A 22,306-nucleotide genomic window follows, 5' to 3' on the forward strand; every position below is an offset into this window, starting at 1 on the left:
TGAAAGGGAGTCTTGCCATGAAGAAACCACCGATTCAAGAACAGCTTAAGAAGAAGATTATGATCCTAGATGGTGCCATGGGTACGATGATTCAGCAAGAAAATTTGACCGCTGAGGATTTCGGTAGTGATGACCTAGACGGTTGTAATGAAATTCTATGTGTTACGCGCCCAGATGTTATTCAAAAAATTCATGAAGCTTATTTCGCCGCTGGCGCTGATATGATAGAAACGAATACGTTCGGAACGACGAGTGTCGTTTTGGCGGAGTATGACTTACAAGACCGTCATCGGGAGTTAAATATCGCTGCTGCTAAATTGGCGATTGCTGCCGCTGAGAAATATTCGACGCCAGAATGGCCGCGTTATGTAGTGGGCGCTATGGGACCAACGACCAAAACCTTGTCTGTGACAGGTGGCGTGACGTTTGAGCAACTGGAAGAAAGTTACTATCAACAGGCGCTTGCTCTTGTTGAAGCGGGCGTAGACGCGATGCTGCTGGAGACTTCCCAAGATACACTGAATGTGAAAGCAGGGAGTATTGGGATTCGCAGAGCTTTTGAAACGTTAGGCGTAGAGCTTCCGATAATGATTTCCGGTACGATTGAGCCGATGGGCACAACGCTAGCTGGGCAAAATATTGAATCCTTCTATATTTCCCTAGAGCATTTGAAGCCGATCTCGATGGGCTTGAACTGTGCGACGGGACCTGAATTTATGCGTGATCACATTCGTACGCTTTCCGGTATTGCGGACACAGCGATCAGTTGTTATCCCAATGCAGGCTTGCCGGATGAGAATGGCCACTACCATGAATCGCCGGAATCCTTGGCGAAGAAGATGGCTGGCTTTGCTGAGCAAGGCTGGATCAATATTGCCGGCGGCTGCTGCGGCACGACGCCTGATCACATTCGTGCAATGGCAGAGACACTTGCAAATTATAAGCCGAGAAGTGCTTACGGAACACATCCACCAGCGATTTCTGGTATCGAAACGGTATATATCGAGCCTGAAAACCGTCCCATCATGGTTGGTGAGCGGACGAATATTTCTGGATCCAGAAAGTTTAAGCGTCTAATCAAAGAAGGTAAGTTTGAAGAGGGCTCTGAAATCGCTCGTAATCAAGTGAAGAATGGCGCTCATGTGATCGACATTAACCTACAGGATACAGATATTGATGAAGCGTATGCGGTAGAGGAATTCATGCAAGAGGTTGTGAAAAAGGTCAAAGTTCCGTTGATGATTGACTCGACCTATGATCACATTATCGAACTTGGACTTAAGTATTCACAAGGGAAAGCGATCATCAACTCGATTAACTTAGAAGATGGTGAGACGAAATTCGCAGGCATTTTACCTCTCATTCATCGCTATGGGGCATCGGTCGTTTGTATTCTCATTGATGAGCGTGGGCAAGCGGTATCGCGTCAAGCGAAAATCGAAGTAGCAACACGTTCGTATGAACTTCTTACTGAGAAGTACGGCATGAATCCAGAGGATATCATTTTTGATCCGAATATGTTCCCGGTTGGCTCAGGAGATCCTCAGTACATTGGTTCCGCTGTGGAAACAATTGAAGGGATTAAGTTGATTAAAGAGAAGTATCCGCTCGCGAAAACAATTCTCGGACTAAGCAACATTTCATTCGGTTTGCCGGATGCGGGTCGTGAAGTTCTAAACTCGGTCTACTTGTACCACTGTACGAAAGCAGGACTTGATTATGCGATCGTAAATACGGAGAAACTAGAACGGTATGCGTCGATTCCAGAAACAGAGCGTCAGCTGGCAGAGGAGCTCATTTATAATACGAATGATGAGACCTTGGCGAAGTTCGTTGCCCATTTCCGTGAGAAGAAGGTCGAAAAGAAGGAGAAGATTTCGAATCTATCTCTGGAAGAAAGACTTGGCTCTTATGTTGTTGAGGGTACGAAAGAAGGCTTAATACCGGATTTGGAGATTGCTCTTCAAACTTATTCCCCGTTAGAGGTCATCAATGGGCCGCTTATGAAGGGAATGGAGGAAGTTGGGCGTCTGTTCAATGGCAACGAACTTATCGTGGCTGAAGTGCTTCAAAGCGCGGAGGTCATGAAAGCGTCCGTTAATTATTTGGAGCCGTTTATGGAGAAATCCGAGACCGCGGTGAAGGGTAAAATTATTTTGGCAACGGTCAAAGGAGATGTTCACGATATTGGTAAAAATCTCGTGGAAATTATCCTTTCCAATAACGGGTACAAGATTGTCAATCTAGGGATTAAAGTACCGCCTGAACAGATCATTGAAGCTTACCGCAGAGAGCAAGCGGATGCGATCGGGTTGTCTGGGTTGCTAGTGAAATCAGCCCAACAGATGGTTATTACGGCGCAGGATTTACGCACAGCAGGCGTAGATGTACCGATTATGGTTGGTGGTGCTGCACTTACGCGTAAATTCACCAAAACGCGGATTCAACCGGAGTATGAGGGCGTTGTTCTCTATGCGAAAGATGCGATGGATGGGCTTGATATCGCCAATAAACTGAGCGATCCTGAGCAGCGCAAGCGGTTGATTCAAGAGCTTCGTGAGAGCTTAGAGTCTGATGTCATGGATACGGGTAAAAAAGAAGAGAAGATGCCGCAGCTTACACGTGTGAGTTCTTCCGCTGTTTCCAAGGATCTGCCAGTGCAGGTGCCGCAGGATACAGATCGTCATATCTTACGTGACTATCCGATTAGCCATTTGATGCCGTATGTGAACATGCAGATGCTGCTAGGACATCACCTTGGATTGAAAGGTAAAGTCGAGCAGCTGCTAAGCGATAAGGATACCAAAGCGCTTCAGTTGAAAGACACGGTCGACTCGATCCTACACGCAGCGCAGCATAACGGCATTATTAAAGCTCATGGCATGTATCGCTTCTTCCCAGCGCAATCGAACGGGAATGATGTGATTGTGTATGATCCTTCGGATACTAGCAAAGTACTCGAGACGTTTACATTCCCTCGTCAAGACAAAGAGCCATACCTCTGTTTGGCCGATTATTTAAAATCCGTCGAAAGCGGCGAAATGGATTATGTTGGTTTCTTACTCGTGACAGCAGGTCATGACATTAATGAATTGGCCAAGGAATGGCGCGACAAAGGGGATTATTTGAAATCCCATGCGCTGCAAGCGACAGCACTGGAAGTCGCGGAAGGCTTTGCTGAGCGCGTGCATCACATCATGCGTGATGTCATTGGCATTGCGGATCGTGTGGACATGACGATGCAAGAACGATTTGGGGCCAAATATATCGGACAACGTTTCTCGTTCGGCTACCCGGCATGTCCAAATCTGGATGATCAAGCGAAGCTGTTTAATTTGCTGAAGCCAGAGGATATCGGCGTTGAATTGACTGAGTCATTCATGATGGAGCCGGAAGCTTCCGTATCCGCTATTGTATTTGCTCATAAAGAAGCACGTTATTTTAACGTAGGTTAAACATACGAGAGCGAGGCAGCCAGTGTGAACAATTATGTTCAGCGGCATCCTCGCTTTCCGTTTTGCCGATGTGATATTGAGATAGAATGGAGTTTGGCTTGTGGACTTGTACTTTTTGGGAACGGGGGCTGGCATGCCCTCCAAGCAGCGAAATGTAACTTCAATTGCTTTGAATTTATTGGACGAACGGGGAACCTACTGGCTGGTTGATTGTGGTGAAGGCACGCAGCATCAGATTTTGAATTCGCCAGTGAAACTAGGGCGAACGGAGAAAATTTTCGTCACACATTTGCATGGCGATCATCTGTATGGACTTCCTGGTTTGTTGACTAGCCGCTCCTATTTGGGTGGGGATACACCATTGACTTTGTATGGTCCGCGTGGACTGAAGCAATTTGTTGATACTGCACTTGAGGTCAGCGGAGCTCATCTGAGCTATACACTGCACCTTGTTGAACTAGATGAAGAGGGCATTATTTTCGAGGATGAAAGCTTTCTTGTGGAAACAGCCCGCTTAGAACATCGCATTGAATGTTTTGGTTTTCGCATTGTGGAGAAGGATCAACCTGGCAAGCTTCTGAATGAAAAGCTGAAGGAGCTAGGTATACCAGCGGGGCCAATCTATGGTCAATTAAAGCAGGGGCAATCGGTTCAGCTCGAGGACGGCCGGATCATTCATGGGCAAGATTTCTTAGGCGCTCCTGTTCCAGGGCGTGTGGTAGTCATTCTAGGGGACACACGTTACTGTGAGGGAGCCAAAAAGTTAGCCCGCGGCGCGGATGTTCTCGTACACGAAGCGACGTTCGCGATGGATAAACAGGAGCTTGCGTATGCATTTGATCACGCGACTTCAACCGATGCGGCAAGGACTGCACAGGAGGCAGGTGCGAATGCCTTGATCATGACGCATCTTAGCTCCCGGTATCAGGGCGAGAGTGTCAATGAACTGCTTCACGAAGCGCAGCAAATACACGCCAACAGTCACTTGGCGAGGGATTTCTGGGGCTTTGAAGTACCACGCAAAGTGTAAGAAAAATAAGCTTTTTCCTCTAGTAACATAGCGGGAAAAGCTTATTTTTACATTTCAACGTCAATTTCCAGCATTCACCTCATACACTAAACCAAACCAATGGAATTCGAGGTGAAAGTATGGAAATTACACTTGGTGAAGTGCTGCTTTCTATCTTTATATCCTCGATCTTTTTCATTATGATTAAGGAAATCAGGAAGTCTTACAAAGATTCAGAATAGTTAGAAAGTTAATGCGGAAGCCCTATACGGAATGCTAGGGCTTCTGATAAAATAGTTGTAAACGCTTTATAAAATGGGGGTGGACATGACGTATTCGGTTTACAGAGCGACTGTATACCAGATCTCCGTTTTCATTTTTATTTGTGCTATATTTGGAATTTTATGTTTATCAAAGGATGCGTATGCCTCTGAAATACCAGTTTCACAAGGCAAATCTGCAGTGGCATCATCTGTTACAGGAGCTACATATAGCGCAAGTCAAGCGGTAGATGGATTTATTTATACGAAATGGGCAGCAAGCAATTTACAGCTTCCGCAATGGTTAACGGTGGACCTTGCGCAGAATGTGCATGTTGCTCGCGTTGAAACGGTGTTTGAACATGTGAATAGTTCCTATGCGTACAAGATCGAATCCTCCATTGATGGTATCAACTGGACTATTTTTGCGGATCGCTCCGCGAATTCAACAATTAACTTTCCCTATTATTCGGATAGCGGCGATGTTCTCGCAAGATTCGTCCGCTTACAAGTGCTGGGCGTAGGGTCACCTGGTGATTTAGCCAGTGTGTATGATTTTCGGGTCTATTCAACGAATGAACCTCTTTCCTTGCTATCACAAAATAAGACAACGGCAGCTTTTAGCAGTTTTTCTGGCACTTGGGGCTCTGATAAGGCAGTGGATGGTCAATTATTATCCAGTTGGGCACCAAGCAGTACTTCATTACCACAATGGCTAGTGGTGGATCTCGGTCAGCTGCGCAATGTGCAGCGGTTTGAGACGACCTATACCAATCAGCAAGATGTGTATGGGTACAAAATTGATTTTTCCGTCGATGGTCTTACCTGGTATACCTTTACGGATCGTACAGTGAATACCCAGCGGGGTGAGCCTCGTTATGTGGATGAAGGGAATGTTACGGCACGGTATTTCCGACTGACGACGACAAGTGCAGCTTCAGGCGGATACGCAAGTGTTGCAGAATTTCAAATTTATGGACCAGATAACGGCTCGAGTAACCCACTGACACTAACGCGTATTTATTTAAATGAGGAGAGTTATCGTTTACAACCAAGTGAAACTATAACTAGTTATTTGACAGGTGTTTATGCGAATGGGAGCAGCAATAGTATTCAATCAGGCGCCTCCTATAGAATCGCAAATACCGCTGTAGCAACAGTAAATGCGAATGGTGTTATTACGGGAGTTGCTGCTGGGACAACAACGTTAACGGTAACCTTCAATGGTCAAACAACATCAGCTGACATTATCGTGTCTCCAACTTTGGTGAATGTTAATCGTATTGCATTCGATTCCTATTCGTATACAATCCAAATCGGTGCCACTCGGATTCCCTCTGTGATTGCGTATAAGAATGATAGCACTACCCAAACGCTGACAACTAGCTTGACGTATGTGAGCTCGAATCCAGCGGTGGCAAGTGTCAACTCAAGTGGAGTGGTCACAGGTATCTCGGCAGGTGTATCGACGATCACTGCTTATTATGGCAATTTCACAGCTTCGGCGAGTGTTCAAGTAACATCTACAGTTAGTCGGATCGAACCAGATGAGAGTCCATTATTGTTAGACGTCAACGCGACACACTATCTTGTCATTCGTGCTTATGATAATCAGAATAATTCATCTGATGTAACGTCAAGTACGACCTTCCTAAGTTCAAATTCATCCGTTGTCTCAATTAGCAGCAGTGGTTATATCACAGGCGTGAGTGCAGGGAGTGCTATGATCACGGCGACATATAGCGGTATCTCTACAACGGTGTATGTCACAGTAGCTCTCAAAGATATCTTAGCTCCAACCTGGAATTATGGTTCAAGTGTATCTGTAACACCGGTTTCGGGTTCGTCATTAACGTTAACTTGGTCGGCAGCAACGGATAATGTTGGGGTTACTTCCTATCGGATATATAAGGATTCAGAACTTCTAACGTCTGTAAGTGGTAGTGAGCTTTCCACGCAATTATCAGGATTAACGACGGGTACGAGCATGAGTTTTAAAATAGAAGCGGGAGATTATGCGAACAATTGGTCTTCTACGGGACCAACAACGACTTACACGCTCGCTGGGGGCTTGAAGCTGTCCAGTGCTTCTGCACTCCTTCTGACGAGTGAGCGAGTGCGTGAAGCCGGACCTGACGGCAGTATGCTTTCAAGAATCCATGTCGATGAGGGTGAGTTACGGGAGGCTTTCACTGCTATAAATAATGGTTCGGCGTCATTATTGTCCATGCAGATTCAGGATGACAATGATACGACAGTCGTTGAATTTCCAGCTAGTTTGATCAATGAATTGCTAGAAGTCGGTACGAAGGGAAGTCTCCAACTGGATTTGGCGTCGATTCAGGTTACAATTCCGTTGCTTCTATTCAAAAATCATGTAGCTGAAGCTGAAGCAACGAATGGGCTATTTGCTGTGAAAATTCGGCATGAAGCAGGTCAGCTTGCGGAAACTTTAACGGGTATTGCGGCCACTGAACAAGCAAGCCTGCTGCTCACCAACCCTGTAGAGTTTGAAATCCAAGCAGGCAGCAATCCGATTCGGTATTATGAAAACTTGCAGGTGGAGAGATCCATTGCTCTTCCAGGTACTTCATACACACCCAATGTGACCGCTGTTCGATTAGATCCAGATGCTGGAAAGATCTCCTTTGTACCTTCACTGCTGATAAATGGTGATAACGGTTGGAGAATGGTGATAAAAGATCGGTATGGCGGTTTATACACCATCATTCAGAAAGCTAGGCATTTTGAAGATATGGGAACGCACTGGGCGAAAGAGGATGTAGAGAAGCTTGCCTCCAAAAGTATCATTACGGGGGTTGATGAGCAGAACTTCTCACCAGAGAAGGAGGTTTCGCGTGCTGAGTTTGCCACCTTGCTGATTCGTGCTCTTGGCATGCGAGAGAGCGAATCTGATATGGGCGACTCTGGATTTAAGGATATCCATGCGACAGACTGGTATGCTCAAATGGTGATCACAGCGGCTAAAGCTGGCTTAATCGAGGGCTATGAAGACGGGACCTTCCGGCCTTTGCAGCAGGTAACGCGTGAGCAGATGGCCGCCATGATCAACCGAACAATTCAAATCACAGGCAGCCCGCAAGAAAGCTATGCACAGGATTCCATTCTTAAGCCATTTAGCGATCAACATGCGATCGACAACTGGGCAAGAGATGCGATGGCGTTTACCCTGCAAAAAGGGTTGATTCAAGGTGTAACCGAGACACGGCTTAACCCCAATGCCTTCGCAACGCGTGCACAAGCAGCAGTCATGTTGAAACGGTTATTAATTTATTTGGAATATATGAATTAACGAGTTCAAGGAACACGAATCGCCAGTAGGCGATCGTGTTCTTTTTTTCATTTTCAAGACGAATATCACGATGCTTACAAATTCTTCACAACACGCAAATCAGCAGAAAATAAAGCTCTGTTAATCTGGAATTGTAAACTCTAGTTGAAGGGCGTGAGGAAGAATGAATGGAGTACCTCTGTTAACGGCGCCACAACCTGCAAAGCTGATGATGAAGCTTGCAAATCGTGCTGAAGAAATTGAGCAAGCGATGCAACTGCGATACCAGATTTTCGTAGAAGAAGAGAAAAATTTACGTTTGATGAATGAACAAAGGCTTGAAAGCGATGTATATGATTCGTATTGTGATCATTTGATTGTCAAAGATCTCGAAACGGATCAAGTCATCGGGACTTATCGACTTCTTCCTGGGGACCGCGCATGCGAGGGAATTGGTTTCTATTCGGAAACCGAATTTGATTTAAGTGCTATCTCTGAATTGAAACGACAATCCTTGGAATTGGGACGCAGCTGCATTGCACCTGCTTATCGTGGCGGTAGGGCGATTCAAATGCTGTGGGAAGGGATTGCTGAGTATATTAGCGGGCGCAGTTTCACGCATTTAATCGGATGTGCCAGTGTTCATATGACAAATATAGCGGAATTAAATGAGATGTATTCGATGTTGCGGCAGAAGCAGGTGTTGACTGACCGTTATGGGATCAAGCCGCTGGATACACATCGAATTCCAGGACTTGCTCAAATTGAACTCGCGGGTTCGGAGAAGGAAATGTTTCGCAAGCTGCCACCATTGATGAAAGGCTATCAGTGGTTAGGGGCTGAAATTGGCGGAGATCCCGCCTATGACGAGCTGTTTGAGACAGTGGACTTTTTCATCATATTACAAAAAGATAAAGTGGCGCGTCGATACAAACGTCATTTTCTTGATGCGGAGTGAAATGAGGTGGCATTGCCTTGTATGAATGGATAGCTAAGCTAACCTCAGGTGAAGGAAAAGAAAGTCAATTGGAGCGAATCCTACCCATTTTCCCATTGTGGATGATGTCGTTCCTTTGTTGGGGCATAGCATCTATTTGGTATTTAGCTTCCCGGAACGGGTTTCTAAAGAGCGTGAGACATAATCTGATAGATGTCTTAGGACCTATGTCTAAACGAAGGGTAAGATCACTTACAAGGCAATATGTACGGAATGTTGTATTCTCACTGTTCGAAATTTGTTTTCAAAATAAGCGATTGAGTAAGCTGGAGTTCGAGTTACAAGGCGAGGAACATTTACGGGCCGCGAAGCAGTTGGCGAATGGGAAAGGGTTTATTATCTATACGCCTCATGTGGGCAACTTTTTTAACTATTATTGGTATTTCACCAAAAAGTTCGATTGCCTCACGGTAGCTTCTGCAGGAAGTCCTGAGCTCAGACCTTTATATTTAAAATTTGCCGCATTGGGGTGTAAAGGGTTAGATTATGATACCGTTCCAGCCTTAGAATTGTATCGAACCTTGAAAAGGCATGTGCAATCTGGAGGCGTTGTTTTCCTGCTTGGTGATTTCTGGCGACCTTCATTTCCATTATCGAAGTTATTCGGCAGAGTCACTCGTACTCCGGAAGGTACCGCCATGCTGGCGCTTGAGCAACAAGTTCCAATCGTACCGTTTTATGGGTTTCGTTCACGCGGCTTCAAACATCGGTTAGTGGTTGGTGAACCTCTTATGCTGCACAATCTAGAAGCAAGTTCAGTGCGCGCGGCTAGGGCAGATGCCAACCTGATACTGAACAGCTTTGTGGAGCGGGTGATTCGCGAGCAGCCTGCTTCTTGGTTTTATTGGTTTAACGTTCATGAACGTTGGGAAAACGTGCAGCAGTAAAACTAAAAGTCATAAGGACGGGGGAATCGATAAATGGATTCAGGAAGCCACTTATTGTTTGGGGTTAGCCTCGCAGGATTAGCTTGTTTGGAAACGGTTGTTACGCAACAGCCAGCACTGAGTCATGCCATTCTCGTTGGAACACTGGTGGGTTCCTATGCGCCAGATCTGGATACGATTACACGCTTACGTGGATATGCTAGTTATGTCCGGATTCATCGGGGAGTGACGCATTCTCTACCAGCGCTGCTTCTTTGGCCGCTTATAATAAGTTTGCCGGTTGCAGCGATTTTTGGTGTTTGGGGTCACTTCATTAGCCTGTTCCTGTGGACGTTTCTTGCTGTTGTCTGCCACGTGGGTCTTGATGCGCTGAATGTATATGGTGTGCAATGTTTACGGCCTTTTACGAACAAATGGGTGCATTTGGATACTCTATGTCTCTATGATCCATTCTTGTTTGTGCTTCATGCCGGAGGTGCACTCCTCTGGTTCGTGGTATGGCGAGGGGAGACAGGGAGTCACATTGGGGAAATGTTTGCCTTGCTGTTCGCGGCAACTCTAATCTATATTGGCATCCAATTCTCGCACCGTAACAACCTCATTAAACTTGTGAGAAATGAGTTAAAGCTTACATCAGGCGAATGTCATCTCGTGCCGAGTTTAAGCTGGTTTTATTGGCAGTTTATCTTCAGAAGTGAAACTAGTTTCTACCTGGGTGAAATTCGTCACGGTCAAGTGAAAGTTCTAGAGCAGTACAGCAGGAATGATTATAATCAACGAGGTACCAATCCCATTGTGAAGGCATCCATGGGAACCGATGGTGTTCGTGCATTCTTGCATTTTGCGCAGCACATTTATGTGAGTTGGAAAGAGAAGAATGGCGGCTATGAGGTGCAGTGGCGCGATATGCGCTTCTGGCACAAACGCAAGATGAGTTTCGGTGTGGATGTGCATCTTGATCAGGACATGAATGTGATAAGTGATCGGATTGGTTTGGACAAAAAAGCATGGGATCCGCCTTTTGTATAGTGGATGATTTCGCTTTACAAATGACAAAAAACACCTCAGTCTACTTGGTTTTCAAGTGCTGAAGTGTTCTTTTGTTTAAAAATAGGACAATTATTCGAATTGCCCTGGGTAAATAAACTCGCTAACTTCGCGTCTTCCAGACGGGACTTCTCGTTCTTGCAGATTTTCGGGAAGGGCGTTAGCGGGGCCGCGGTACCCGATGGCAACAACGGCATGAAGCTCATAGTCAGCAGGAATCTGGAGCGCTTCGCGAGCTTTGTCGCGATCAAAACCGCCCATCGCGTGTGTGATTAACCCTTGATTATTGGCTTCAAGTGCTAAATAACCCCATGCAGCTCCTGCATCGAAAGCATGACTTGGATTTGGTGCACCTTTTGGTGTTTGGGTATGTGAAAAAACGAGTGTAAGCACAGGGGCCTTTTCACACCATACCAGATTAGATGGATTAATAAATGTATAGAATTTAGCCAACTGCTCCGGTGTGCGGGCAACAATAAAGCGCCAAGGCTGAATATTGCTTCCTGAGGGTGCCCATCGTGCCGCTTCAAACAAGCTTAGAAGCACTTCCTCAACCACTTCTTGATCCGAGAAGGAACGAGGGGACCAGCGCTCAAGAAACTGCGGATTGATTTCATGATCAGGTTGGCGATGTGCTTCAATTTCATGTGGTAATGATGTGGACATTAATAATTCCTCCTTTTTATTATTTCATCCTAATTTTACCTTATTACAAGCCGGTTTACGAATTTCCTTAGATTTTTGTAGAATTGTATGGGTTTGGCGCAAATTGGCAAAGCTAGTTGTTATGAAAATGATGGACTAGGAAGGGTGCGAGGAGCCGTGAATTTCACGAGTCATGATGTCATTATCATTGAAAGAGCTTTAAGAACTGCCATGAAACATGATAGAGAAGAGCACCGTTCTAGAGACTATCAAGAAGTGTTATTTAAAATGCAAGCAAGTGCTAACCAAGCGCTGTCGGTCTCAGCTCAGATAACGAGCGATGATCATGATGGCATTCGATACGATTATGATGATTCAGCCGATTTAATGTAGACATACGAACGTATATTCTGTAAAATGGAAGAAACGAAATGGGTAAGGAGATTCGGTTTATGAATCCTTTCACAGGTAAGGTTTCTTCAATGATAGAGATGATTGACGGGCTGCGTAATTCGCCTGAAATCATGGAACAAGTTACTTATTGGCACACGATACCCCCACGGGATCCCAAGCTGGCTGATTTTCCAGAAGGATTGCATGAGGGTATTTGTGCTGCACTACAACATAAAAATATTGGGCAGTTATATACACATCAAGCAGAATCGTTTCGCCAAGTTACGTCAGGGAACCACGTTGTAACCGTTACTCCTACGGCATCAGGGAAGACCCTTTGCTACAATCTACCGGTTGTACAGAAAATTCTAGAAAACGATGCATCACGAGCGCTCTATTTATTTCCTACCAAAGCGTTGGCACAAGATCAAGTGGCTGAGCTTCAGGAAATGATTGCGTTTATGGATGTTGATATTAAAACGCATACGTATGACGGTGACACGCCGCCAACAGTCCGCCAAGCCATACGCAATGCGGGACATATTGTCGTTACCAATCCCGACATGCTCCATTCTGCAATCCTGCCCCATCACACCAAATGGGTGAAACTGTTCGAGAATTTGAACTATATCGTGATTGATGAAGTACATTCCTATCGGGGTGTATTTGGCAGTCATGTGGCTAATGTGATTCGCCGATTGAAGCGAATTTGTCGCTTCTATGGCTCTAATCCGCAATTTATTTGTGCCTCAGCAACCATTGATAACCCGAAGGAACACGCTGAACGATTGATCGGTGAAACCGTAAAGCTGATTGACAATAATGGTGCGCCGGCAGGCGAGAAGCACTTTGTATTTTATAATCCGCCAGTTATTAATCAGCAGCTGGGGATTCGTAAAAGCTCCGTCTTGGAGACGCGTAAGCTAGCAGGCAAGCTGCTGCGGAGCGGGATCCAGACGATTGTTTTTGCACGGAGCCGCGTGCGCGTGGAGATCTTGCTGACCTATCTGCAGGAGCTCGTGAGTCACGAGCTGGGCAGCAAATCAATCCGCGGCTATCGCGGCGGGTATCTCCCGAAGCTGCGCAGGGAGATTGAACGAGGCTTACGCAGCGGCGAAATCCGCGGCGTTGTAAGCACGAACGCGCTGGAGCTGGGCATTGACATTGGCCAGCTGCAAGCGTGCGTGCTCAATGGCTATCCAGGCACGATAGCCAGCACTTGGCAGCAGTCCGGACGTGCCGGACGGCGGCAGGAGACCTCGCTGACGATACTCGTCGCGAGCAGTAATCCGCTGGATCAATATTTGATCCAGAATCCGCGGTATTTCTTCGAGCGTCCGCCGGAGCAGGCGCGTATTCATCCTGATAATCTGATCATTCTCGTCGATCATGTGAAGTGTGCGGCTTATGAGCTGCCTTTTGAAGCGAAGGAGAAGTTCGGTGAGGAGTCGCTCACCGATGTTCTAGAGTATTTGACCGAGGAGCAAGTGCTCCATCAGGTCAATGATCGTTGGTACTGGATGGAGCAATCGTTCCCAGCCCATAACATATCTTTGCGCTCTGCGGCGCAAGAGAATTTTGTCATCATTGATATGACGAATGGACATCGTGTTATCGGGGAATGTGATCGTTTTAGCGCACCAACGCTGATTCACGAAGAGGCTATCTATATTCATGAAGGCATTCAATTCCAAGTGGAAAAGTTGGATTATGAAGAGAAGAAAGCATTCGTGAGACAAGTGAATGTCGATTATTTCACAGATGCGAGCATGGCTGTACAACTTAAAGTACTGCATGTGAATCGGGAGGGGCGGGTTGGCGGTCTTCTGCGTCAGCTTGGCGAGGTAACTGTGAACGCGCAGCCTACGATTTTCAAGAAAATCCGTCTGCGCACGCATGAGAATATCGGCTCTGGTCCGATAAGACTGCCCGAAGAGGAGCTGCATACGAGCTCCTATTGGTTTACCTTCGACGAGGCGATGGCGGCAGGACGTTCGGCCAATGACATGCAGCATGCGCTGCTGGGCATTGCCAATGTCCTGGCGCATCTGGCGCCGCTGTATTTGATGTGCGACCCGATGGATATTCGGGTCGTGCCGCAAGTGAAGGCGGTGCACAGCAAGCTGCCGACGGTGTTTTTCTACGACCGCTACCCGGGCGGCGTAGGTCTTAGTGATCGGCTGTACGAGGTCCACGGACAGCTGATGGATCAGGCGCGCAGCCTGATCAGGAGCTGCGGCTGCATCAGCGGCTGCCCGGCCTGTGTTGGGCCGATCGAAGAGGTCGGCCTGCTCGGCAAGAAGCTCGCGCTGGAGCTGCTCGCAGAGCTTGAAGGCGGTGCCCAATGAGCGGGCTCCGCGAAAGGCTCGGCCGCCTGCGGGGACCCGCGGCGGCTGGGGCAACACCGCCGCCCCCGCCAGAGGCAGGGGGCGAGTGGGCGCAGCTCGGCGCCCATATTGCGACGAGCCCCGCGGGCTCGTTCGTCATGCGGCGCCGCGAGTACGGCGCAGACAGCGTGCACGGCAAGTATCGGCTGCGTGAGCTCGCCGATGTTGCGCCGCAGCTGTCATGCTTTCACGAGCAGGACGCCGTCGTCCGGCTCGAAGAGCTGCTCTTCTTCGATACCGAGACCACCGGACTCGGCGTCGGTGCAGGCAACGTGCCGTTCATGGTCGGCATCGGCTACTATACAGGGGAGCTGTTCACCGTTGAACAGCTCCTGATTCGCAACCCAGCAGAGGAGCATGCGATGCTGCTGTACCTGCAAGAACGGTTAGGACGATATACGCATATCGTCTCCTATAACGGTCGCACGTTTGATTGGCCGATTCTCAAAAATCGCTTCGTCCTGAATCGTCTCAACTTAGACGATTCAGAGCTGCTGCAGCTTGATCTTCTGTATCCTTCACGAAGTTTGTGGCGCAACACGCTGCCTTCTTGTCGGTTGAGCAAGGTGGAGGAGAGTCGGCTTGGGTTTGAGCGGGTTGATGACGTGCCGGGATCGATGGCACCTGCACTTTACTTTCAATATTTGGCGGAGAAAGATCCGGCTGTCCTGCAAGGTGTATTTATTCATAATGAACATGATATCGTGACATTGGCTGCCCTAACGATCCATTTTGGCAAATTGCTGCGACCAGAAGTGGAGCTTATAACGAATATCGACTCAAATACTGTTATGGTGATGGATTCTGATCTAGTCTCACAATCTGACCCAGCATCTAATCCGGAGCTAGCTACCGATTCTGATATCGACTTTGATCTCCTCGACCCCGAGGAACTTTTTCGCACAGGACTGTGGCTTGATAAAATGGGGAGAACTTCCAAATCGGAGCGATATTTCAATGAGCTATACACAAAGCTTCTGAATAGCGCTTCTGCTACCCAGTCGTCTGAACAAGAAAATGCGCATCTTCAATTGGCTGGATACTATAAGAAAACTGGGCAATATACCCGAGCAATCGAGTTGTGGAAGCAGGCTATTTTACTCAAACCTTCAAGTATATCCTTGCAGTTAGAGCCATATTTGGAGCTTGCGATGTACTTTGAGCACCGAGAAAAGGACTTGGAGCAAGCGGTCTTCTATGCAGAAGAAGCGTGGGCAAGGCTATGGCGGCGACGTGCGCTTCATCGCGGTGATCGCAAAATCAGCGAGATTGAGGAAGCATGGGAGAAGCGGATAGCTCGATTGAAGCAGAAAATGCGAAAAAAGGAGAACAATTCGATTATTCAACACGGTTCTCATGCCGTATCTTCTAACACGATTATTCGTAAAAAACGAAACCCGAAGGCACCAAAGCCAGCTTACGTCAGTGAGGGCTTAATTTAGCACTTTATATGTCGTATTTCATCTGTGTAACCTTCATTTACGTGTTTACGCAATCCGCCATTTGGTTATACAAGGTATAAAAATGGCAAGGAGGCGATTCTCGTGCCTGAGCTTCCAGAAATGGAAACATATCGTCAGCAATTGGCACGATTGGTCATCGGCGTACCGATTACGGGAGTCGATGTAACACGTCCGAAATCCTTAAATGTAGACCCCGAAGAATTTGCAGGAAAGCTTATCGGTAACCGTTTTGTCCGGATCGAGCGAAGAGCCAAGCACTTATTGTTTCATTTGGCCTCTGGTGAGATACTGCTGTTGCATCTCATGCTAGGCGGTTGGATGTTCGTTGGAACGCAAGAGGAGAAGCCAGATCGAACCGTTCAAGTGGAAATCCACCTGGGTTCACGAAGTCTTTCTTTTATTGGGCTGCGATTAGGCTATTTGCATATGCATACTTCGGAGGAGATTTCTGCCCTTTTGAAAAAGCTAGGGCCAGAGCCACTCGATATCAACATAGCGCAGTTCCGAAACGTCTTACGGCACAAAAGGGGTAATCTCAAAGTTACACTTGTCGATCAAACCTTTCTTTCAGGCATAGGGAATTGTTATTCAGATGAGATATGCTTTGAAGCGGGCATTCTCCCGCAACGCAAGATTCCTTCGCTTACCGAATTGGAGCAATCCCAGTTCTATCAAGCCATGCAATCCCTGCTTCGGGAAGCCATTCAAGTCGGTGGCTACATGGAGGAGCCCTTATTCGTGGGGGATCGGCTTACCGGACAATATAATACGAGATGCCGAGTGTATGATCGCAAAGATGAGCCATGTCTGCGCTGTGGACATCCCATCATTCAAATCGAAATTTCAAGTCGAAAGTGCTTTTATTGTGCCCATTGCCAAAAGTGAAAGGTCGGATGGAACATGTTTATCGGTGCCCATGTAAGTACGCGTGGTGGTTATCTGAATGCAGCCAAAACTGCCCTTTCCTTGCATGCAAATGCGTTTCAATATTTTCCGATGAATCCTCGGAGTTTGGCGATGAAAACTGTTAATCATAAAGACACGAGTGCCTGTGCGCAATTGTGCAAGGAGCACGGAATTCTTTCGATTGGACATGCACCTTATGCGCTGAATCCCGCTGTGGATGAGCCTGAACGTGAAATCATGGTTAACTTACTGAAAAATGGGATGGACATTACTAATGCCTGCGGTTCTGTTGGACTTGTGGTGCATTTTGGCAAATATACAGGAAAAGACCCGTTACAAGGCTACAAAAATATAATACAATGTTTGAATAGCGCTACGGAGGGTTATACGGGAGCTTCTTTCATTTTGCTTGAAAATCAAGCCGGTGAAGGGTCACAACTAGGGTTGACCATGGAAGAAATGGCACAGGTTCGCAAGCTTTGCGATTCACCTGAGAAAATTGGTTTTTGTCTAGATACGTGTCATGCCTTTGCAAGCAGGCTATGGCAAGGCTCAGATTGGGAAGAGCTGGAGTCGAAAGGAACACAGCTAGATTATCTGCCTCATTTGAAGGCTGTTCACCTGAATGATTCCGTGTATCCTTTCGGATCACAACGCGATCGGCATGCCAACATTGGTGCGGGACATATCGGCATTGCGAATTTCCAACGTCTTTTAGAATCTCCCTTTTTACGGGACATACCTATTGTTCTTGAGACAGGAACTGGGCTCGATGGCACACATCGGGAAGAGATTGCGCTCGTAAAATCGTTGCTGGAAAGGAAATGTGAGGATGATTCATGTATACTTAGATGATTCGCGTCCTTGTCCTCAAGGATTTGTCCTAGCCAAAGATGCTAAAGAATGTATCACCTTGCTTGAGGATTGTGAGATTGATATCTTATCTCTAGATCATGATCTGGGTTGGATGTCGAAACAAACAGGCATGGATGTTGTCATTTGGTTGATTCAGCAGCGTAAATTTCCAAGATCGATTTATATTCATACCTCCAGTCCTTCTGCATGCACACAGATGTATCAGATGCTTTATGCTGCCAAGCCTGAGAGCATGGAGCTTTATGCGCATCGTATGCCTGATGAAGTCTTGCTGGGGGTTGCACAAGGAACCTATCCAAGTAAACCGTAATGTGAAAGGAAACGAACTCATGATCCATTTATCCGGTATTCATTTTATACGGGGAGAACGCCATATTTTAAACGATGTGAATGTACATATCGAATCCGGTGAACACTGGGTATTGTTGGGCCGTAACGGCTCCGGCAAAACGACTCTGCTAGAAATGATGAATGGCTATGAATTTCCGAGCCGTGGTACAGTTGATGTACTTGGTAATCGGTATGGTCAATGTGATGTAAGGGAAGTACGGAAGGAAATTGGATACATTTCCCAATCATTATTTGAGAAATTGAATTTAAGCGATCCTGTGCTTGAAGTTGTGGCAACAGGTGAATATGCTTACCTTCGATTTTATCAAGAGATTCCACAGGAAGTGAAAGACCGGGCACTCGAAATGCTAGGACGTGTGCGAATTCCTCATCTGGCCGACCAACATTTGGGAAGTCTTTCACAAGGCGAGCGGAAGAAGGTCATGCTTGCACGATCCTTAATGAGTAAGCCATCGATCCTCGTTATGGACGAGCCTGCGGCTGGCCTGGATTTATTCGAGCGTGAGCGTTTTTTATCCGATGTTAATGATCTCAGTAAGCAAGATGTTACTGTTGTTTATGTCACTCATCACATCGAAGAGATAATGCCTTTATTTACGCATGTCGCTATTATTGAGCAAGGAGAATTGATTGCCTCAGGACGCAAAGAAGAAGTGCTGACACCAGAGAACATTCATAAAGCCTTTGGCATTCATGTTTCCTTAGAATGGTTCCAAGATCGGCCATGGATCAAGGTTATTGAAGACAACTAGGAGTACTTAGTTCGTTAGCTAAAAATGAACGTAGATTACTTAAAGGATGCGGCTATGACACAATTAACGACCTTTATTGGAACCGCGAATCACGGGTTCGCACAATATGCGCAAGATGAAATACGTAAGCTATTTCCACTCACGAAATTTACATTATTAGTGCCGACAGAAGTGTTTTATTTCCAAACTCCTGATGAAACGGCAGATGTGATTTCGACGATGCAAGAGAATGAACCGATCTTTCTTCGACATGTTCAACCTGTTCATCAGGAATGGGAGCTTACTCGTACAGATGCTGATATTGCGCATTTAACGGCTTGGCTTCGTGAAGCTTATGCTGCAGGTTTATTTACTTTTGGTGAGAAAATGGCTACGCAAATTCGTAAAGAAGAGCGTGCAGATGTCCCTTATGCACCTTTCTCCATTAAAGCCGCCATTGATGAAATCCTCGTTGCAGAATGCGGTGCTGAGCCAGTTGTTCGTTATGCGGATCACATCATTTCGGTGTACATTAGCGCCAAGAAGCTATACGTCGGAATATCGAAACCACAAGACAATTTATCCGATTGGTCTGGCGGGGCGATTCGCTTTATGAAGGAAGAGGATCAAATTTCTCGTGCCAAGTTCAAGCTTTTGGAAGCAGAGCAGCGTTTCGGGATTGATTTTAGTGTTGCTCGCAAAGCGATTGATATTGGGGCTGCACCAGGTGGATGGACGTCCTTGCTGCTTGAGCGCGGATTGAAAGTAACAGCCATTGATCCAGCAGCATTGAATCCTCGACTACTAGGCAATCCATTGCTAACATTCTTGAAGAAAAATGCTGGTGATGTGAAGCTGCGTGAAAACGAGTTTGATTTACTTGTCTGCGATATGAGCTGGGACCCGCGTCAGATGGGACGCCTCGTGGCGGATTTGCTTTTCTCCTTGCAAAGCGGTGGGACTGCCATCATCACGGTAAAGCTTATGCATAAGAAGCCGTTTCAAACGGTTCGTGATATCCTGCGGATTTTCGAGGATTCGCTCTTCCTATTGAAAGCGAAGCAGTTATTTCACAATCGGGAAGAACTTACGTTATATTTGCAAAAAATATAAAGTGTGTAAAAAAATCTAGATTTCCGAAAGAACCTCCCTTATAATCAAGAGCATTATGACTTGGATATATGAGGGGGTTTTTTACTATTTTGAATCAACAACCAACTTGGCAAGGATCCATAGTAGGAGGGAGATACCAACTCATTTCTATGCTAGGACAAGGCGGCATGAGTCAGGTATATCTCGCGGAAGATCAGAAGATTAAGGGGAAGCGATGGGCTGTGAAAGAATGTTTGTGCACAGCTTCCGACAAGGTATCTTTCATGGAGGAAGCGGAAATGCTCGCCAAGCTTGCGCACGCGCAGCTTCCACAATTGGTTGATTATTTTATAAGCGATGATGGTAAAGGCTACCTGGTTATGGACTATATCGAGGGGCCAACGCTTCAGGATTTATTCGAAAATAATCATCACGAGATGCCACTTCTACAAATTGTTCAAATTGCTTTTCAATTACTCGATATATTCCACTACTTACACACGTTTCAACCTCGACCGATCATATACCGCGATCTTAAGCCTTCCAACGTTATGCTCAACCAACATAATCAGGTCCGATTAATTGATTTCGGTGTAGCAAGGCAATTCAAGCAAGGACAAGCATCTGATACGATGCAAATGGGTACCATTGGATTCGCTGCTCCTGAACAATATCTCGGGCTGCAAACGGATGCTCGCACAGACCTTTACACGTTGGGCGCGATGCTCTATTACTTATTATCCGGCGGTCACTATGCGTACAGTAAGGCCAAGCCATTGGAACTGCGAAAGGAAAGGATACCGGAAGTCTTACGTACCACCGTTCATTTTCTCCTGCAGGATCAACCTCAGAACCGCTGCCAAACCGCAATGGAAGTGAAGCTGAGACTTCGTTCCATCTTCCCCGAAGCTAATCTGGTACTTACAGATGCAAATCCTCAATCCAAATCACGCCCAGCTCAAATGAAAGATAAGTTAATTGTGATTGGCGGGTTATTCGCAGGTGTAGGTGCGACTTTCACGGCAATCACACTAGCGAGAATCCTTCACGCGCTCCAAATCCCTAACGCGCTGGTCGAGCAGCCGACGATCGAACCCGATTTATATATGCTGCTTTACGGTGATCGAAACGCGCCGAACCCCTACATTTTTCCCTCGGATCACATTCGTGACTCAACTTCAACTCACACAACACCATGGAACAATGGTTTTACAACTTGGGTTCCCATTCACCCAGATGGATTTCAAGGTATTTGGCAAGCTTCCCATGCTTTTAAACTTCTACACATGATGAAAAAGCCGATAGTCTTATGGGACGTATCGACGCAGTGGGAGCACCCTTCGGTGCAAGAGCTTTGTTTTAGTGCGGATGACATCATCGTTATGGTGGATAGCTCGCCAGGGAAGTGTGATCGCCCCAGCTCGCGTAAGCTTATTGGGCAGTTCGAATCCTACCGGTTGCGAGGTAAAAAGGTTCATTACATCGCTAATGGCACATTACCCGCGAATTTTCAAAGGGAATGGCAGGACTCGCTTCCATTTAAGCCGCTGTGTACGTTGCCACATATTCCAAGATCAGAAGTCATGCAAGCCGTTTGGAAGGGAGATTGCATCCAAGATCAACCTCAATACTTGAACGTTTTTTATGAAGCGCTGAAACCATTCCTCCGTGAAATACTCCCCCATGAAAGCATCAACCAACTCTCCGGCCGTCCTAGAAAGTCAATATTTGCCCATTTTATAAAGCGAGGTTAATATTTTTATTTAATGGAAAAACCGTTCAGGCTAGTAAGGTAGCGATAAAAGGGATATCCTATAACCAAATGTAACCAAAAGTATGGTATGATGAGTCATATTTTGTATGAGGAAACGAGGGGGAAACAGCCATGGAGCAGCGATACGCAAGAGAATCCAGATGTTTCAAAACATCGCGTATTTTTCCAACTGATGTGAACAATCATAATACGCTTTTTGGTGGAAAGCTGATGTCCTATATCGATGATATTGCTTCGATTGCGGCACATAAGCATTGTCGACGGTCGGTCGTTACGGCATCTACGGATTCGGTTGACTTTTTGTACCCGATTCACACGTCGGATTCCGTATGTTTGGAGTCATTCGTTACTTGGACTGGCAAAAGCTCGATGGAGGTATTCGTCAAGGTTGTCACCGAGGATTTGAAGTCAGGCGCAAGGAAAATTGCAGCCACCTCATTCCTAACTTTTGTTGCGTTGGACGAAAATAAGGTACCGGTAGAGGTGCCGGATGTAATTCCGGAAACAGAAGAAGAAATGAAGCTCCACGAATCCGCGCCGCATCGTGCGGAGATGAGGCGTCTTCGACGAGTGGAAAGTAAGAAGCTGGCTAGCTTTTTAACGATGATGTATCCTTGGGAATAAAATCATTGATTTATTAGGGAAATGTGATACAATTTGGGTAATTGAAAATCGGACAAGCGGAAGCACCGCTGATGATTGAGAAGTTTTCTCTTTCGTCAGTGCGTGCTTTTTTGCTGT

At 46.4% G+C, this 22,306-nt stretch carries 17 protein-coding genes; 16 read left to right on the forward strand and 1 reads right to left on the reverse strand.

Translation table 11 applies throughout. From position 1 onward, the window contains the following. Positions 1 to 17 precede the first annotated feature (17 nt). From metH to AC58QO_RS13420, 6 genes are all read left to right on the forward strand, one after another. Complete coding sequence (gene metH / locus AC58QO_RS13395) at positions 18 to 3,455, forward strand: methionine synthase (RefSeq protein WP_497266144.1); 3,438 nt, start codon at positions 18 to 20, stop codon at positions 3,453 to 3,455. A gap of 100 nt (positions 3,456 to 3,555) precedes the next feature. After that, positions 3,556 to 4,485, forward strand: coding sequence for a ribonuclease Z (gene rnz, locus AC58QO_RS13400; RefSeq protein ID WP_497266146.1), 930 nt, complete (start codon positions 3,556 to 3,558; stop codon positions 4,483 to 4,485). A gap of 306 nt (positions 4,486 to 4,791) precedes the next feature. Beyond that, on the forward strand, positions 4,792 to 8,037 hold the full coding sequence (locus AC58QO_RS13405; RefSeq protein ID WP_497266148.1) for an S-layer homology domain-containing protein: 3,246 nt from the start codon (positions 4,792 to 4,794) through the stop codon (positions 8,035 to 8,037). Positions 8,038 to 8,200: 163 nt separating this feature from the next. Continuing rightward, positions 8,201 to 8,974, forward strand: coding sequence for a GNAT family N-acetyltransferase (locus tag AC58QO_RS13410; protein WP_497266150.1), 774 nt, complete (start codon positions 8,201 to 8,203; stop codon positions 8,972 to 8,974). 17 nt (positions 8,975 to 8,991) lie between these two features. Beyond that, on the forward strand, positions 8,992 to 9,900 hold the full coding sequence (locus tag AC58QO_RS13415; protein ID WP_497266152.1) for a lysophospholipid acyltransferase family protein: 909 nt from the start codon (positions 8,992 to 8,994) through the stop codon (positions 9,898 to 9,900). 33 nt (positions 9,901 to 9,933) lie between these two features. After that, positions 9,934 to 10,929 carry a metal-dependent hydrolase gene (locus AC58QO_RS13420; protein WP_497266154.1) on the forward strand — a complete coding sequence of 332 codons (996 nt, stop codon included), beginning with the start codon at positions 9,934 to 9,936 and terminating at the stop codon, positions 10,927 to 10,929. Between the two features lie 90 nt (positions 10,930 to 11,019). On the opposite strand, the gene AC58QO_RS13425 is transcribed toward AC58QO_RS13420, so the two are convergent. Next, on the reverse strand, positions 11,020 to 11,613 hold the full coding sequence (locus tag AC58QO_RS13425) for a nitroreductase family protein (protein ID WP_497266156.1): 594 nt from the start codon (positions 11,611 to 11,613) through the stop codon (positions 11,020 to 11,022). A 210-nt stretch (positions 11,614 to 11,823) separates the two neighbouring features. Between AC58QO_RS13425 and AC58QO_RS13430 the strand changes: the two genes are divergently transcribed. From AC58QO_RS13430 to AC58QO_RS13475, 10 genes are all read left to right on the forward strand, one after another. Beyond that, positions 11,824 to 11,985, forward strand: coding sequence for a hypothetical protein (locus AC58QO_RS13430; protein WP_497266158.1), 162 nt, complete (start codon positions 11,824 to 11,826; stop codon positions 11,983 to 11,985). Between the two features lie 59 nt (positions 11,986 to 12,044). Beyond that, entirely contained in the window at positions 12,045 to 14,333 is a 2,289-nt protein-coding gene (locus AC58QO_RS13435; protein WP_497266160.1) for a DEAD/DEAH box helicase, read from the forward strand. Beyond that, positions 14,330 to 15,814, forward strand: a complete 1,485-nt coding sequence (locus tag AC58QO_RS13440) for a ribonuclease H-like domain-containing protein (protein ID WP_497266162.1) — start codon at positions 14,330 to 14,332, stop codon at positions 15,812 to 15,814. The genes AC58QO_RS13435 and AC58QO_RS13440 overlap by 4 nt, the downstream gene beginning before the upstream one ends. 102 nt (positions 15,815 to 15,916) lie before the next feature. Then, entirely contained in the window at positions 15,917 to 16,720 is an 804-nt protein-coding gene (locus tag AC58QO_RS13445) for an Fpg/Nei family DNA glycosylase (RefSeq protein WP_497266164.1), read from the forward strand. A 15-nt stretch (positions 16,721 to 16,735) separates the two neighbouring features. Beyond that, entirely contained in the window at positions 16,736 to 17,596 is an 861-nt protein-coding gene (locus tag AC58QO_RS13450; protein WP_497266165.1) for a deoxyribonuclease IV, read from the forward strand. Beyond that, entirely contained in the window at positions 17,574 to 17,927 is a 354-nt protein-coding gene (locus tag AC58QO_RS13455) for a cyclic-phosphate processing receiver domain-containing protein (protein ID WP_497266167.1), read from the forward strand. Before AC58QO_RS13450 ends, AC58QO_RS13455 begins: the two co-directional genes overlap by 23 nt. A 19-nt stretch (positions 17,928 to 17,946) precedes the next feature. After that, the gene (locus AC58QO_RS13460) at positions 17,947 to 18,720 is read left to right on the forward strand and encodes an ABC transporter ATP-binding protein (protein ID WP_497266169.1); all 774 of its coding nucleotides are present in this window, start codon (positions 17,947 to 17,949) and stop codon (positions 18,718 to 18,720) included. Positions 18,721 to 18,774: 54 nt separating this feature from the next. Further along, positions 18,775 to 19,812: an SAM-dependent methyltransferase gene (locus AC58QO_RS13465; RefSeq protein WP_497266171.1), complete on the forward strand. Its 1,038-nt coding sequence runs from the start codon at positions 18,775 to 18,777 to the stop codon at positions 19,810 to 19,812. An 89-nt stretch (positions 19,813 to 19,901) separates the two neighbouring features. Next, the gene (locus AC58QO_RS13470) at positions 19,902 to 21,545 is read left to right on the forward strand and encodes a serine/threonine protein kinase (protein ID WP_497266173.1); all 1,644 of its coding nucleotides are present in this window, start codon (positions 19,902 to 19,904) and stop codon (positions 21,543 to 21,545) included. A gap of 131 nt (positions 21,546 to 21,676) precedes the next feature. After that, positions 21,677 to 22,189, forward strand: coding sequence for an acyl-CoA thioesterase (locus AC58QO_RS13475; RefSeq protein ID WP_497266175.1), 513 nt, complete (start codon positions 21,677 to 21,679; stop codon positions 22,187 to 22,189). Positions 22,190 to 22,306 lie beyond the last annotated feature (117 nt).

This window comes from Paenibacillus sp. J31R30 (assembly GCF_059692115.1).

Coding starts and splice junctions, on each gene's coding strand:
- metH (WP_497266144.1), top strand. CDS start 18: ATGAAGAAACCACCGATTCAAGAACAGCTTAAGAAGAAGATTATGATC.
- AC58QO_RS13450 (WP_497266165.1), top strand. CDS start 16,736: ATGTTTATCGGTGCCCATGTAAGTACGCGTGGTGGTTATCTGAATGCA.
- AC58QO_RS13440 (WP_497266162.1), top strand. CDS start 14,330: ATGAGCGGGCTCCGCGAAAGGCTCGGCCGCCTGCGGGGACCCGCGGCG.
- AC58QO_RS13475 (WP_497266175.1), top strand. CDS start 21,677: ATGGAGCAGCGATACGCAAGAGAATCCAGATGTTTCAAAACATCGCGT.
- AC58QO_RS13430 (WP_497266158.1), top strand. CDS start 11,824: ATGAAACATGATAGAGAAGAGCACCGTTCTAGAGACTATCAAGAAGTG.
- AC58QO_RS13425 (WP_497266156.1), bottom strand. CDS start 11,613: ATGTCCACATCATTACCACATGAAATTGAAGCACATCGCCAACCTGAT.
- AC58QO_RS13455 (WP_497266167.1), top strand. CDS start 17,574: ATGATTCATGTATACTTAGATGATTCGCGTCCTTGTCCTCAAGGATTT.
- AC58QO_RS13465 (WP_497266171.1), top strand. CDS start 18,775: ATGACACAATTAACGACCTTTATTGGAACCGCGAATCACGGGTTCGCA.
- AC58QO_RS13410 (WP_497266150.1), top strand. CDS start 8,201: ATGAATGGAGTACCTCTGTTAACGGCGCCACAACCTGCAAAGCTGATG.
- AC58QO_RS13460 (WP_497266169.1), top strand. CDS start 17,947: ATGATCCATTTATCCGGTATTCATTTTATACGGGGAGAACGCCATATT.
- AC58QO_RS13435 (WP_497266160.1), top strand. CDS start 12,045: ATGAATCCTTTCACAGGTAAGGTTTCTTCAATGATAGAGATGATTGAC.
- AC58QO_RS13420 (WP_497266154.1), top strand. CDS start 9,934: ATGGATTCAGGAAGCCACTTATTGTTTGGGGTTAGCCTCGCAGGATTA.
- AC58QO_RS13405 (WP_497266148.1), top strand. CDS start 4,792: ATGACGTATTCGGTTTACAGAGCGACTGTATACCAGATCTCCGTTTTC.